The following is a 14870-nucleotide window of genomic DNA, read 5'->3' as shown; positions in this document are numbered from 1 at the left end:
ATCCGCATGACTAGGTCGAAGACAATGCCGATCGTCTGGTGTCGGATCCGCCTAGAATGCGCAATCAGTTGGCCGGCACGCAGCGGTCAAGACATGGCTCGAAGGAAGAAACATTTCACATTGCCGGAACGGCAATCGCATCTTGCTGTAATTTAGCAACGCCTTAACGAAAACAGTGTGGCATTGTCGAAATTCGCGCGCTGGTTGGTGGTGCGGCGCCATGCTGGATTCTACCTTTCTAGCAGGCTTCGGTTGAGGGAGTGAGATCGATCGAAGCTCGGCATACAGCAGGGGCATTCAACCGTGCCAAAAAAAGGTCCGGTCCCCTGGAAGTGTGTGAGGAGTTCGAAGGGTGGCCGGGAATGAGTGCTCGTAGACATCAACATTTCCACTCTTCGAAAGCGGTCTATCGAGTTGCTGCGTAAGCGCGATATCGCCTGGCGACAAAGGCATATCTTAGCCGAGTGAGCGCTTCAACGCAGCGCGGTCGAGGAGGGGATGATGAGCGATCGTGCAATGGGCTACTTGGTTGCGACAGAAGTGTGTCTGCTATTTTGGATAGCCGTCGCAATGTTTGCGGTTGGAGGGCTCCCCGTCTAAAGCTGGCTTGGCGATGGTGGCGATCTTTTCATATACGCTTCGGGGGATGGAGAATTCTCCTGATGTGTGAGTAGAATTAACTCCCGTAACGCCCGGCACGAACACGCTTTTTTCTTGCAGGCGTTCGACTTGGCGAAGTGCCCGCTCGATCCGTCCGTCAGCTCCCGGACCGGGCATGATTGCAATCACGCTGAGCCCCACCGCGGGCGACGTGGTCCCCGACCTGAAATCCGGCGTGTCCAGAGACCAGGGGCCACCGGAAAGGCCAGCAGACAGCATCTCCACCAGCAGCGCTACATTGGCTCCTTTGCGGCCGCCGAAGGGCAACAGAGCTCCCGTCAGCGCCTCTTCCGCATCCTCAGTCGCGTTGCCGCTTGCGTCGACTGCCCAACCCTTCGGGATTGGGTCATTCTCTTCGGCCGCTCTGACGATGTTGACGAAGGCGGTGGCGCTCGACGCCTGATCGATGATCATGGGCGGCATGTGCTCGCCGAGCGGAAATCCGAATGCCATCGGATTTGTGCTGTAGACGACAGGTCCGCCGGCTTGCGCGACCATCATGGCATTTGCGTTGGTCGCCGCCAGTCCAATCACACCCTCATTGCAAAGTCTGCGGACGTAGTATCCGAGTTCGCCGGTGGTGTAGCTGTTGGTTTGCGTGAAGACAGCAACTCCAAAACTGCGAACCGCGTCGAGCAGATCTTTAAAAGCGAGATCGAAGCCTAGCTGAGCGATGCCGCGATCTGCATCGGAAACGAGAAATGCGGGGAAGGCGCGGTCCAATCGCGGCTTGGGCTCGCGATTTATTCGTCCCTCGCGAAATCCATCGAGATAATCCACGAAGTGCGGAAACCCGAGGGTAGGGGGACCGTAGCTTGCCGCCGAAAGCGTGGCGTCCACGAGAGAGCGTGCGCACGCGCGAGCCGCGCCGGAGGCCAGGCACGCCTTCATTGCAAGTTCCTCGGCGTCCTTCCTTTTGAGCACGATCTCCTCGGACATGTCAGATCTCCAATCCTGCTTTTCTGCCTTCGTAGAAGGCGTAAGGAGCTTGCCGCGGTGCCGCGCAATCGCCGATCTGTCGCGCGGGAACACCCAGTTCGAGCAGACCTGGCATCAGCCAGTCCATCGGATGATTTGTCGTTGCGCTGACCAGGCTGTCCGCCTCTACAAAGTTGCGCTCACCGGTGTTGTGATCCAGAAGCGTTGCACCGTTTCCGTACCATTCAGTGATGCTGACCTCCGTGATCCACTGCACGCCAAGCTTTTTCAAAGCCTGCCGCATCGGAACATCGGCAGCCGTTCTTTGAAGCTCCTTTCCGACGAACGGGTCGGGTGTGACGATCGTGACCTGATGGCCGTCCTCCGCCAGCTTCCAGGCCGTCCCGCAACCGCGCCATCCGCCGCCCTCGTCCAAGAGAAGGACGTGCTTGCCTGGCCTTGCCTGCCTTGCCATGACTGCCTCGACGGTGAACACGCCGCCCTTGTCTAGCCCCGGCATCGCCGCAATCGTCGGCAATGCCTTCTGGAACCCGGTCTCCGGAGAATAGGAGCCGGTCGCGACGATCACGACGTCCACCTTCGACGGGTCGATGTCATCTGCTTCCACATAGCTATTCAGTCTGACGTCAACGCCAAGCTTTTCCAGTTGGCGTTCATACCAGGCAAGCAGATCAAGGATCTGGGCACGCCTCGGCTGCAGGCCGGCGAGCAGGAAATTGCCACCGAGACGCGTTCCGGCTTCCGAGAGGACGACCCTGTGGCCGCGTTCAGCCGCTACCCTTGCCGCTTCGAGCCCCGCCGGGCCGCCACCGATGACAAATACGCGTTTTGGATTGGATGTCTTGGTGAAGCGATCGCCTTTCCATTCGAATTCTCGTCCCGCCGAAGGATTGATCAGACAGCTTATCCAGTAGTCCCGGGAACGGCGCCCCCAGCACATCTGGTTGCAGGATATGCAGCCGCGGATGTCTTCGGGGCGGCCTTCACCGGCCTTGCGTGCCAGGTGAGGGTCGGCGATCTGTCCACGAACGATCGACACAAGGTCGCACGCGCCTTCGCCAAGAACTGTCTCCGCATTTTCAGGTGTTCGGATATGGCTTTCGGCAATGACGGCGGAATTTCTCACGACCTTCTTGAGGCAGGCGGCAAGATCGGCGCCGAGCTTTTCAGGATAAATGAATGTCGGCATGAGCTTGTAGAAGTCGAGGTATCCACCAGACCCGCATGTGACATAGTCCATCAGGCCGAGCTCGTCGTGCAGCTTCACGATCTCCGCGAGCTCGTCTCGCTGCAGCGCGGCCTTCACATCCGGCTCGTCGCTGACTGCGAGGCCTATGATGAAATCTGGTCCGCATGTCTCTCTGATTCGGGAGAGAATCTCGCGAGACATGCGCGTGCGGTTTTCGAGCGAGCCTCCCCACTGGTCTTCGCGTCGATTGCTCCAAGGCGTCCAGAATTGGTCGACCATCCCCAGATAGGCTGCCCATACTTCGACACCGTCGAAGCCGGCCTCGCGACATCGGCGCGCCGCCTGAACAAACCCGTCGATCGTCTCCCAGATCTCCTCTTCCGTCATTGGATGCGAGCCGTCACTATCGTGGTAGCTCGGCAGACCGGACGGCGACCAATGGGGATGAAAGGAGTTGTCGGAGTCGCCATGCGCCCCGACGTGGTAGAGCTGCTGGATTGCGACGGCTCCATTCTCCTTGATGGCGCGAACAAGCCTGGCAAAGTGCGGAATCACGCTATCGTCGCAATGACGGAAGTTTCTTTGCGTCAGAACCGCGGCAGCATGGACCGGCATCGGTTCGACGACAATCATCCCGGCGCCGCCGATAGCACGCTCGGCGTAGTAGGCGACATGGCGCTCCGTCGGCAGCCCGTCGACAGCCATGTTCGCGGTGTGAGCGCCAAACACGATGCGATTGCGGAGCGTGTGCCCACGAATCTGAAGCGGACTGAAGAGGCGGGGAAACTTTTCGGGCATGGCCGCTCCCGGATGTAGGTCGTTGCTAGGTTGTGGCTATGACGGTCTTATCGACGCCGTGGCCTTGGGCAGGATCCATTGACACCTGGCGGAGGGAGGCGCCACGCGTCTTTGTCTGGACTGAACTTGCTTTGAGGGGGCCTGACGGGCCGAACGATTATCCCTTGGGGAAGTGTGGGCACGGAACTCGCGATGAATTCCGCGCACGCGTTCAGCGGACATCAGGGCCGGACCTCTTCGCGGGAGCCTTACTGCGCGATTGCAATGGCATCCTCGCGCGGTTGGACCGTATCCGAGTTGACCATCGCGGTCGCAAGCTGGCGGAAGGTGACCATCCCGACGGGACGAGATCCTTGCCCGATGACGGTCACATCGCCATCCGGAACCGACGCAAGCAGGCGAACGGCCTCCTCGACCGTCGTCGTGGCATCGACGGTGACACCGCTGACGGCAGCTCCGGGTCGCATCGGACTCATGATGGCGCTGACCTGAACCACGCGGCCGCGGTTGACCTCCTTGACGAAGTTGGCGACGTATTCGTCTGCCGGTCGCAACACGATGTCCTGACTGCTGCCTTGCTGGATGATTTCGCCATCGCGCAGGATGGCGATCTGGTCTCCCAGTCTCAGCGCCTCGTCGAGATCATGCGTGATGAAGACAATGGTCTTCTTGATCTCCCGCTGGATGTCGAGCAGCACCGACTGCATATCCGTGCGGATCAGCGGATCGAGCGCGGAATAGGCCTCATCCATCAAGAGAACGGGTGCGTCATTCGAAAGGGCGCGCGCCAGGCCGACGCGCTGCTGCATCCCGCCCGAAAGCTGGTTTGGGTATTTCTCCTCGAAGCCCTTCAATCCGACGCGCTCCAGCCATCGCATCGCCACGTCGACTGCCTTCGAACGCTCCACACCCTGGACTTCTAAGCCGAATAGCGTGTTGTCGAGAACGTTGCGATGCGGCAGGAGGGCGAACTTCTGAAACACCATCGCCGTCTGATGCCGGCGGAATGTGCGAAGCTCGGTCTCATCCATCTTGACCACGTCCACGCCGTCGACAAGCACTTCGCCAGCGGTCGGATCGATCAGTCGGTTGATGTGACGAATGAGCGTCGACTTCCCCGAGCCGGACAGGCCCATGATGACCTGGATGGAGCCCGACGGCATTTCGATATTGATATCGCGAAGCCCAAGTACGTGACCGTGCTTCCGGTTCAACTCGGCCTTTGTCAGTCCGTTCTGGACCGCCTCGATGTGCGATCTCGCGTTCGGACCGAAGATCTTGAAGAGATGGCGGATCTTGATGCCGCCGAAATCGTGATCACCCATGAACGATCTCCCGATGCTTCTGGAGCCGCTTGCCATATGCCTGGCTGACCCGATCGAAGATGATAGCAATGCCGACAATGGCAAGGCCGTTGAAAATGCCCAGTGTGAAGTACTGATTGGCGATCGCCTTCAGGACCGGTTGTCCAAGGCCCTGGACGCCGATCATCGAGGCTATCACGACCATTGCCAGCGCCATCATGATGGTCTGGTTGATCCCGGCCATGATGGTTGGCAGGGCAAGCGGCATCTGCACCTTGAAAAGCTTCTGGGAATTTGAAACCCCGAAGGCGTCAGCTGCCTCAAGCACGTCCTTGTCGACCAGTCGAATGCCGAGGTCGGTCAATCGGATCATCGGCGGAATTGCATAGATCACGACGGCGATGAGACCGGGAACACGGCCAATCCCGAGCAGCATGACGACGGGGATGAGATAGACGAAACTCGGCATGGTCTGCATCACGTCGAGGATCGGATGGACGACGCGCTGGAACCGGTCGGATCGCGCCATCACGATCCCGATGGGCAAGCCGAGCGCGATGGACAAGACCGTGCAGACGAAGATCATCGACACGGTCCGCATCGTGTCTTCCCACATGTCGAAGTAGCCGATGAGCAGCAACGTCACGAGACAGCCCAGCACGATCTTCAAGCTGCGGCTTCCGAGCCACGCAACAACGAGGACCATCAGCGTTATGATCGGCCACGGCGTTTGGGTCATGAAGCGGTCGACGGCGATCAGGAAGTGTTGCAACGGAGAAAAGAAGCTCTCGATTGAATCGCCGTATGCCCTCGTGAAGGCGCGAAATCCGTCGTCAATCATCTTCTTGAGGTCGCGAAGACTGTCGTCATTCATGTGCGGAAATTTGTAAAACCATTCCATTCGGTTCCCCTTTCTCTGAAAGAGCCGTGACAAGTCTTCTGGTTGTTTTCCGGCTTCTGAAGTGGCGGCGCGTGTCAAAACGCGCCGCCCATTCAACAATCAAAGCGAGGCTTCGATTTTCTTTGCTGCGTCTTCCGACACCCACTTTGCCCAGATGTCTTTGTTTTCCTTCAGGAAGTGCTTGGCACCGTCCTCGCCGCTCGCCTGATTGTCCGTCATCCATGCCATCAGCTTGTTGACGGTGTCATTGCTCCACGAGCGTTTCTCCAGGTAGGCCATCACATCGGGCCCGGCCTTTTCGGAGAATGGCTTTGCAACGAGCGTGACGATTGTATCGACCGGCCATGCGTTCGGCTTCGGATCGGCACAGTCAGCAACGGTATTGCAGCGTTTCCACTCGGCAGCGTCGGCTGGGACGCCGGCTTCGAGCTTCACCATTTCATACTTGCCAAGCAAAGCCGTCGGGGCCCAGTAGTAGCCGACCCAGCCCTGCTTGCGCTCGTATGCCTTTGCGATCGAGCCATCGAGGCCCGCGCCGGAACCAGTGTCCACGAGCTTGAAGCCCGCCTTTTCAGCATCGAACGCCTTGAAGAGCTGCGACGTGACCACCGTGCCGCCCCAGCCCTGCGGTCCGTTGTAAATTGCTCCCTTCGAGGCGTCTTCCGCGTCCGGGAACAATTCCGGGTGCTTGAGCATGTCAGGAATCGTTTTTACATCAGGATGGGCGTCCGCCAGATATTTGGGGATCCACCAACCCTGGATGCCTCCATCGGGAAGTGGCGAACCGACCTTGATGATTCGTCCCTCATCTGTGCCCTTCTTCACGACCTCAGGAAGAAGGTCTATCCAGGCTTCGGGAGCGATGTCGGGTTCGCCCTTCTCCGCCATCGACGTGATCGTTGGAACGGTATCACCCACAGTGATTTCCGCCTGGCAGCCATATCCCTCGTTCAGGATGATCTTATCCAGATTCGACAGGACTTCGGCACTCTGCCAGTTCATGCTCGCGATTGTGACGCTGCCACACTCTGCTGCATTTGCGTAAGAGGCCACTCCCAGCAGCCCAAATACCATGCACGTAGAAGCCAATAACTTGGTCATTATCGTTCCCTTTTTTTAGCGGCATGTATTCCTGAGCGGGACGCCGCGAAAACCCGCTGCAACGGTCGTTAGGAAGCGTCTCCCATACTCACCGATTTCTTGAAGGCTGCGGACAAGCCATTGGAAACAGCATCGTCGAAGCCCGAAGCGCGCATCTCTTCAATGCCCGCCGCGGTCACGCCGCGATATTCGAGAAAGCGATTGACGATCTCGGCCGGGTCGTCCTGCTGTCGTTCCAGCAGGCGTCCGGTTCCCGTCAGCATCGTCAGGACAGCTCGCCGGGCAATCTCCCCAGGCAAACCTTGACTGATCGCGTGCTTCATCATTGCCGCGGCAAGGAGCGCGGGAAAGGCGGGGCCGGTGCCAGACATGCCCGTCAGGTAATCGATCTGCGTTTCGATGCCCACTTCGTCTTCGACACCACAGGCGCCAAAGATCTTTCGCACCAGACTGCGATCATCCGTATCGACACCGGCCGATGCCATCCAGGGTGTGTAGGAACATGAGACTTCGGCGGCAGCGTTGGGGAGGGCTCTGACAACTCTTTCGGTCGCATGTCTTTCGATGAGCGCCGAGATGCGAATACCAGCCATGACCGAGATCAGGAGCTTGCGCTCCAGCATCACAGGCACCGAAGCCCAGTCTTCCGGGCGCACAGACAAGATCACCACATCCGAACGGTCTGCAAGGAGCTGATTGTCCGTTGTCCAGTGTGAGGCGGCGAAGCGGTCTGGCCGAGAGCGGCGATAGGAGAGCGTCAGATCGTCAGGATCGGCGAGGCCTGTGCGAAGGATCGCCTCTGCGATGGAACCGCCAAGCCAACCTGCGCCACCAATGATCCCGATCCTTGCTTTTCCGCTCATCTCATCCCTAGCCTGGCTTGTAGCTATGTCTAGCAAAGAACCGGTCAAGCTCGCGCTGCTGCGGAATTTCACCCGTGTAGATTGCGATATATTCGGGGATGCGCTTCATGCGGACGCTGATACTTTCGTTCGACTGCATTGAAATATAGCCGATCTGAACGAGGTAGGTTGTCCGTGCGCGAACATCCGCGCCGATTTCTGGATGGCCAAAGCGTTTGAACATGCTGGCAAGCGCGTCCATCCGCGTTCGATCGGCCTCTTGAACCTCCTGAAGGATCTCCTCCGACTGTAGCGCCCAGCTTCGCACGGCAAACTCGAACTTGCTGTCGAACAGCCGGCTGTCCAGCCAGCAGTCGAAGACGTTCAGCATCGCTTCCGCCAGGGTCTCCGCATAGGCTTCCGACTGCTTGACGATCGAACCTGTATTCTTCTCCCGCCAGCGCGAGACCAACCCGTCCAGAAGCTCTTCGCGATCCTTGAAGAACCAATAGAAGCTGGTGCGCGACAGGTTGAGCTTCTTTGCCAGGGGCAGGATCTTCACGGAGTCTATCCCGGACTCCAGCAGGGAGTCATAGGCTGCCTCGAGCCATCCCTCCTGCGATCCACGCCAGCCACTGTCGCTCAAATTCTGGTCCATGTTCAATTCCTAGCAAATCGTTAAGCTCCGCACAATCAAAATGTACATGACTGTCGATTAAATTTGACTGTCGTGTTTTCGTCGTTGACACATGTGTACATTCCGCCTAGCGTTCGGACCACTTCCTAATTCGGAGCATGACAGATGTCGAACGATCCCCTGCTGCAGCCGTATCAACTCAAGCATCTGACGTTACGCAACCGCATCATCGTGACATCCCATGAGCCGGCCTATCCCGAGGATGGCATGCCCAAGGAGCGCTACCGGGCCTATACGGTCGAGCGGGCCAAAGGCGGCGTTGCCATGACAATGACTGCCGGATCCGCAGCCGTGTCCAAGGACAGTCCACCGGTCTTCAACAATCTCCTGGCGTACAAGGACGAGATCGTACCCTGGGTCAGGGAGATGACGGACGCCGTCCACGAAGAGGGCGCTGCGATCATGATCCAGCTCACGCACCTCGGCAGGCGAACGCGCTGGGACAAGGGCGACTGGCTTCCCGTCGTTGCTCCATCTCACCACCGCGAAGCTGCCCATCGAGCATTTCCGAAGAAGCTGGAAGATTGGGATATCGAGCGCATCATCAAGGACTTTGCCGACGCCGCCGAACGCATGAAAGCCGGCGGGATGGACGGCGTTGAACTCGAGGCCTACGGCCATCTGATCGACCAGTTCGCTTCGCCATTGACCAACGAACTTGAGGGCCCTTACGGCGGATCGCTCGAAAACCGCATGCGCTTCTGTCTCGATGTCTTCAAGGCGATGCGCGAGAGAGTCGGCAACGACTTCATCCTTGGTGTCCGCTACACCGCTGACGAACGCCTTCCTGGCGGCAACGGCAAGGAAGAGGGCATTGAAATCTCCCGCAGGCTTCGTGACAGCGGCCTTATCGACTACCTGAACGTCATTCGTGGCCATATCGACACGGATCCGGGGCTGACGGATGTCATTCCGATCCAGGGAATGGCCAATTCGCCCCACCTCGACTTTGCCGGGGAAATCAGGGCGGCGACCAACTTCCCAACCTTCCATGCCGCCAAGATCCCCGATGTCGCCACGGCTCGTCACGCAATTGCGGCCGGGAAGGTCGACATGGTCGGCATGACGCGTGCGCACATGACCGATCCTCACATCGTCCGCAAGATCATTGAGAAACGGGAAGAGGACATTCGGCCGTGCGTCGGCGCCAATTACTGTCTTGACCGCATCTATCAGGGCGGCATGGCGTTCTGTATCCACAACGCCGCCACCGGACGAGAGGAGACGATGCCCCACGTCGTCCCAAAGGCCGAAGTTCGCAGGAAAATTGTCGTAGTCGGCGCTGGCCCGGCCGGACTCGAAGCCGCTCGCGTCGCCGCCGAGCGCGGTCACGAGGTGATCGTCTTCGAGGCGGCAAGCAATCCGGGTGGACAGATCCGGCTGACCGCCCAGAGCGAACGTCGCCGAGAGATGATCAGCATCATCGACTGGCGGATGGCCCAGTGCGAAAAATACGGCGTCGTCTTCCATTTCAATACATGGGCCGAAGAAGACACGATCACCGCGGAGAAGCCAGACGTCGTCATCATCGCGACAGGCGGCCTTCCTCACACGGAGGTTCTGACCAAGGGCAACGATCTTGTCGTGTCGTCCTGGGATATCATCTCAGGAGACGTGAAGCCGGGTTCGAACGTTCTCGTCTTCGACGATGCCGGAGACCACGCGGGCCTGCAGGCCGCCGAATTTCTGGCCAAGGCCGGAGCAAAGGTCGAGATCATGACGCCCGATCGTTCCTTCGCGCCCGAGGTCATGGCCATGAACCTTGTTCCTTACATGCGATCTCTTCAGAAGCTGGATGTGACATTCACAGTTACATTCCGCCTCGAGGCCGCCGAAAGGAACGGGAACCAGATCATTGCCAGCGTCGGAAGTGATTACGGCGGCGTATCGAAACAGCGCGTCGTCGACCAGATTGTCGTCAACCATGGCACGATCCCGCTCGACGACCTCTATTTCGACCTCAAGCCTCTGTCGAGCAATCTCGGCGAGACCTCGTACGACCAACTCCTGTCAGGCGAGCGGCAGTCCGTCGTCCGCAATGTGGAGGGGACATTCCAGCTCTTCCGCATCGGCGATGCGGTCGCAGCGCGCAATACCCATGCAGCCATCTACGATGGCCTGCGCATCGCGAAGGATCTCTAGACCACGAAAGACGCGTCCTAGCAGACGGAGGTTTGTCAGTGGCACAACGGGCCGAACAGCTACAGCTTCTAATCGACGCCGCCGATGTGGCGTTCGATGAATATGCCAGGGATCCGGAAGCCCGCCGTTCGCTCGGTCAGGCATTTTCGGTGCTTCAGACGTCAGGCGGACAGCTGTCGGAAAACGGGCGACAGCTACCGGTGTGCCAGTTCTTGCCGAAGATTTCGGTCGACGTCGGTTCGCCGGTGCTTGGGGAACTCCTCGCGCGCTTCCAGGCAGTTGAACCCCTCCTTATCTGGCGGCATCGCCAGGACTTATCCGGCACCGCAAGCGAAAACTTTCAGGACGGGCATGCGAACGCGATGATCGTCGGGCCGGGAGGCTTGGAGGAGCGCAACGACGTCTGGTTTGGTGCCACATTGATGGCGCCGAATGTGCGATATCCCGATCACGACCATGCCCCCGAAGAAATCTATCTGGTGATGTCCGAGGGAGAGTTCCGGCATGGGGACTCTGGCTGGTTCTCACCGGGTATCGGCGGATCCTTCTACAACCCGCCAGGGATAAGGCATGCCATGCGATCGACGGATCAGCCGCTGTTTGCGTTCTGGGTGCTCCTGCCCGAACGAGGCGTTGGTTCGACCCCGAACTCTAACGGACAGGTGCTGCCATGAAAATTCTCGTCCCCGTCAAGCGGGTGGTTGATTACAACGTGAAGATCCGCGTGAAGCCGGATGGCACAGGCGTCGAACTTTCGAATGTGAAGATGTCGATGAACCCGTTCGACGAGATCTCGGTCGAGGAGGCGTTGCGGCTGAAGGAAGCCGGCAAGGCCGAGGAGGTGATCGTCGTCTCGATCGGTCCGGCCAAGGCCGAAGAGACGCTGCGCACAGCACTTGCCATGGGTGCCGACCGCGCCATCCTGGTGGAGACTGACGATGCCGTCGAGCCGCTCACTGTGGCCAAGATCCTCAAGGGCGTCGTCGACGCCGAACAGCCGGGCCTGATCATCACAGGCAAGCAGGCGATCGATGACGACTCCAACCAGACCGGCCAGATGCTGGCGGCGCTGCTCGGCGCGGCGCAGGCGACCTTCGCCTCGAAGATCGAGATCGAAGCTGCTGGCCCTGGGGGCAAGGCCCAGGTAACCCGCGAGGTCGATGGCGGCCTGCAGACGATCGAGGTCAAGCTGCCGGCCGTCGTCACATCAGATCTGCGCTTGAACGAGCCGCGCTACGCCTCGCTGCCGAACATCATGAAGGCGAAGAAGAAGCCGCTCGACAAGAAGACGCCGGCCGACTTCGGCGTTTCCACCGCGCCACGTCTGAAGGTGCTGAAGACCGAGGAGCCGTCCGGCCGCAACGCGGGCGTCAAGGTCAAGTCGGTCGCCGAGCTGGTCGAGAAGCTTAAAGTCGAAGCCGGCGTGCTCTAAAGGTTCGAGAAAGGGAGATATATCCATGGCCATTCTTCTTCTGGCTGATCACGACGGCAGCCACCTTTCCGACCAGACCGCCAAGACGCTGACGGCGGCGACACAGATCGCCAAGGAACAGAGAAGCGAAGTGACCGTGCTTGTCGCCGGCGCCGGCGCCAAGGCTGCAGCCGAACAGGCTGCCAAGCTCTCGGGCGTGTCCAAGGTGCTGGTTGCCGAGGACGCAAGCCTTGCCAACAATCTGGCCGAGCCGCTGGCCGCCCTGATCGTTTCGCTGGCCGCAAGCTATGATACGATCATCGCCGCCGCCACCTCGACCGGCAAGAACGTCATGCCGCGCGTCGCCGCCCTGCTCGATGTCGCGCAGGTCTCCGAGATAACAGAGGTGGTCTCCGCTGACACCTTCAAGCGGCCGATCTATGCCGGCAACGCCATCCAGACGGTGCAGGCGACCGACGCCAGACGAGTCATCACCGTGCGCACCGCCTCGTTCTCCCAGGCCGTTCCCCAAGGCCTAACTGCTGCCGTCGAGGAAATCTCGACGGCAGCTCTTTCTTCATCGCCACTGTCGACCTTCGTCAAGGACGCGCTGTCGGCCTCCGACCGTCCGGAACTGACGTCTGCGAAGATCATCATCTCCGGTGGCCGTGCCCTCGGCTCTGCCGAGAAGTTCAGGGAAGTCATCCTGCCGGTCGCCGACAGGCTCGGGGCCGCCGTCGGCGCCTCGCGCGCTGCCGTCGATGCCGGCTACGCGCCGAACGACTGGCAGGTCGGCCAGACCGGCAAGGTGGTCGCCCCTGATCTCTACATCGCCTGCGGCATCTCGGGTGCCATCCAGCACCTTGCCGGCATGAAGGATTCGAAGGTCATCGTCGCCATCAACAAGGACGAGGAGGCCCCGATCTTCCAGGTTGCCGACTACGGCCTCGTCGCCGATCTCTTCGACGTCCTGCCGGAACTGGGGCAGTCCGTCTAGCCCAGCGATAATGCGCCTTGTCGATCGGGTGCGGCTGGGGAAAGTCACTGGTTTACGATTTGGAATGGCTTTGGCTCGGCTGCGGCGGAAATATAGAGCGGGTGGGACGGGTACCCGCCCGCCGTGACCTCAAGCGCGTAGAGCTTCGATGTTGCAAGCATTCGACAAACGCCGGAGGCTCGATCAAGGTAGGCGCCATGTCTTCCCCAACCGCAGACGATGCGCTCGCAGCTTTCGGGCATCTTACGCAAGTAGCGATCGTTTTCCGGCCCCACGGGGTCCGCGCATTCGTAGATCAGTCTTGGCTTGGGCGATCGGAGAGCAAAGAGATTTCCGATAACAAGACCACCGAACCCCCATGATCTTGCAAAGGCGATACATCTGCGAAGCGTCGGATCGACGCTGTGGGCGTCGGCGGTGGACGGATTGAGCATCAGGAAGCCAACGGCTTCCTTCCGAGGGTCCCACTGTCGCTCCAGCCGGTATCGGTAGCAGCCACATTCTGAAACCAGTGCAGACGAGATGGTGAAGTCGCTCATTCGCCTTTCCGTTATCTGCCAATCTGATGCGTTGCCAGACCGGGCGCACCCACTGCTTCAGATGTCCTCCCAGGGGAAAGAGTCCAGCCGCTCCACCCCACGGGATGTGACAAGCACTTGAGTTTCCAGCTTTATGCTCTCCGAGCCTGCCTCCGCGATCAGACTTTCGACATTGAGAACCATGTTCTCTTCAATGAAACCGCCGAAGTTCTGGTCGAAATCGGGGTGGAGCAGGATGCCGGGCCATTCGTCGGCCATTCCTGTCCCATGCACTGCCAGAGTATAGCGATAAGGCTGGTACTTTTCAGGAATGCGCCAGCTCCTTTCGTTGAATTCGACGAATGTCATGCCGGGACGAATGATCGACAGGTTGTGCTCGATCTGGTCCAGTGCTGCGGAATAGAGCTCCCTTTGCCTGTCATTCATTGCCACATGGCCGCAGGTCCATGAGCGCGAGAGGTCGGCGCAATACCCGTATGGTCCGATCATGTCGGTATCGAAAGAGATCATCTCGCCGCGCTTTGTCACGTAGTCGGAGCATTCTTGGTACCAGGGATTGGTCCGTGGGCCGGCGGTCAACAGCTTCGTCTCGAGCCACTCGCCGCCGCTTCGGGCGTTTTCAAAGTGTAGCTCCGCCCAGATTTCACGCTCGGTTCGTCCGGGCTCGGACATCTCGTACATGCGAGCCATGCCGGCTTCACACACCCGGATCGTCCAGCGCATCAGTTCGATTTCTTCGGGGCTTTTGATCGAGCGCGCTCGTTCGGCCAGTTCCTGGCCGTCGAGCAACTGAAAACCGCGCTTTCGAAGCTCGGATGCCGGCGCTGGTTCCAGCCTGTCGACCGCTAGCCTCTTGTTGCGACCATGGGACGTCAGGATATCCGCGATCTCGTCGGCCCAATCCTGCATCCTTTGCTCGACCAGATTGCCTGACGTGAAGAACAGGAAGGATTTCGACGTCCGGATTTCGTCGATACCGGGAAGGCCGTCATTGACGTGCTCCGCGCCCTCGAATTCGAACATGATTGCCGGGCCATCAGCCAGAATGAGTGCATATCGGGAGGGATTATGCATCGTCCAGATGCTCATGTTCGATGAATCGAACGCATAACGGATGTTGACGGGATCGTATAAGAGCAGCGCCGAACAATCCCATTCCCGCATTTTCGATCGAAGGCGGTTCAGACGATATCGCCGCGCGGTATCGAGCGTCTGGAGGGGGATCGGACTGATGAGCGGCCGGTCGGCTCCTGCCGGATTGAGATAGGCCTGCTTGCGTTCGTCCTTGAATACCGAGGAGCCCTGGTCGGAAATGCCGTCGCTGAGCAGCATGGTCGATCCCTCATTGTT

Annotated in this window: 13 protein-coding genes; 4 read left to right on the top strand and 9 right to left on the bottom strand. The window is 59.4% G+C overall.

Annotated elements, in window-relative coordinates; all coding sequences use genetic code 11:
• Positions 1-549: 549 nt before the first annotated feature.
• The 7 genes from AF71_RS06505 to AF71_RS06475 all read right to left on the bottom strand — a co-directional run bounded on the left by AF71_RS06505 (position 550) and on the right by AF71_RS06475 (position 8392).
• A complete protein-coding gene (locus tag AF71_RS06505) occupies positions 550-1599 on the bottom strand; it encodes an Ldh family oxidoreductase (protein ID WP_169680439.1) in 1050 nt (349 codons plus the stop codon).
• 1 nt (position 1600) lies between these two features.
• On the bottom strand, positions 1601-3586 hold the full coding sequence (locus tag AF71_RS06500) for an FAD-dependent oxidoreductase (protein ID WP_169680438.1): 1986 nt from the start codon (positions 3584-3586) through the stop codon (positions 1601-1603).
• Between the two features lie 248 nt (positions 3587-3834).
• Positions 3835-4911 (bottom strand): glycine betaine/L-proline ABC transporter ATP-binding protein, encoded by a 1077-nt coding sequence (locus AF71_RS06495; RefSeq protein ID WP_169680436.1) that lies wholly within the window; start codon positions 4909-4911, stop codon positions 3835-3837.
• Entirely contained in the window at positions 4904-5791 is an 888-nt protein-coding gene (locus AF71_RS06490; protein ID WP_018856124.1) for a proline/glycine betaine ABC transporter permease, read from the bottom strand. Before AF71_RS06490 ends, AF71_RS06495 begins: the two co-directional genes overlap by 8 nt.
• Positions 5792-5890: 99 nt before the next feature.
• Positions 5891-6892 (bottom strand): ABC transporter substrate-binding protein, encoded by a 1002-nt coding sequence (locus AF71_RS06485; RefSeq protein WP_169680435.1) that lies wholly within the window; start codon positions 6890-6892, stop codon positions 5891-5893.
• Between the two features lie 68 nt (positions 6893-6960).
• The gene (locus AF71_RS06480; RefSeq protein WP_169680434.1) at positions 6961-7755 is read right to left on the bottom strand and encodes a pyrroline-5-carboxylate reductase dimerization domain-containing protein; all 795 of its coding nucleotides are present in this window, start codon (positions 7753-7755) and stop codon (positions 6961-6963) included.
• Between the two features lie 7 nt (positions 7756-7762).
• On the bottom strand, positions 7763-8392 hold the full coding sequence (locus AF71_RS06475; RefSeq protein WP_169680433.1) for a TetR/AcrR family transcriptional regulator: 630 nt from the start codon (positions 8390-8392) through the stop codon (positions 7763-7765).
• Between the two features lie 144 nt (positions 8393-8536).
• Between AF71_RS06475 and AF71_RS06470 the strand changes: the two genes are divergently transcribed.
• The 4 genes from AF71_RS06470 to AF71_RS06455 are packed head-to-tail and all read left to right on the top strand — an operon-like array spanning position 8537 to position 12981.
• Complete coding sequence (locus AF71_RS06470) at positions 8537-10573, top strand: NADH:flavin oxidoreductase (protein ID WP_169680432.1); 2037 nt, start codon at positions 8537-8539, stop codon at positions 10571-10573.
• A gap of 38 nt (positions 10574-10611) precedes the next feature.
• Positions 10612-11247, top strand: coding sequence for a dimethylsulfoniopropionate lyase (locus AF71_RS06465; RefSeq protein ID WP_169680431.1), 636 nt, complete (start codon positions 10612-10614; stop codon positions 11245-11247).
• A complete protein-coding gene (locus AF71_RS06460) occupies positions 11244-12005 on the top strand; it encodes an electron transfer flavoprotein subunit beta/FixA family protein (RefSeq protein ID WP_169680430.1) in 762 nt (253 codons plus the stop codon). The genes AF71_RS06465 and AF71_RS06460 overlap by 4 nt, the downstream gene beginning before the upstream one ends.
• A 25-nt stretch (positions 12006-12030) precedes the next feature.
• Positions 12031-12981 carry an electron transfer flavoprotein subunit alpha/FixB family protein gene (locus tag AF71_RS06455; protein WP_169680428.1) on the top strand — a complete coding sequence of 317 codons (951 nt, stop codon included), beginning with the start codon at positions 12031-12033 and terminating at the stop codon, positions 12979-12981.
• A gap of 44 nt (positions 12982-13025) precedes the next feature.
• Here the strand turns inward: AF71_RS06455 and AF71_RS06450 are convergent, their stop codons facing one another.
• Both AF71_RS06450 and AF71_RS06445 read right to left on the bottom strand, forming a co-directional pair.
• Entirely contained in the window at positions 13026-13520 is a 495-nt protein-coding gene (locus tag AF71_RS06450) for a DUF1643 domain-containing protein (RefSeq protein ID WP_169680427.1), read from the bottom strand.
• A 57-nt stretch (positions 13521-13577) separates the two neighbouring features.
• The gene (locus AF71_RS06445; RefSeq protein WP_169680426.1) at positions 13578-14852 is read right to left on the bottom strand and encodes a Xaa-Pro peptidase family protein; all 1275 of its coding nucleotides are present in this window, start codon (positions 14850-14852) and stop codon (positions 13578-13580) included.
• Positions 14853-14870 lie beyond the last annotated feature (18 nt).

This window comes from Rhizobium sp. 57MFTsu3.2, assembly GCF_012932765.1.
In the GTDB taxonomy this organism is placed as follows: Bacteria; Pseudomonadota; Alphaproteobacteria; order Rhizobiales; family Rhizobiaceae; genus Rhizobium; species Rhizobium altiplani.
The sequence above is the reverse complement of the archived record's forward strand: the minus strand, read 5'-3'. Positions and strand labels throughout refer to the sequence as shown.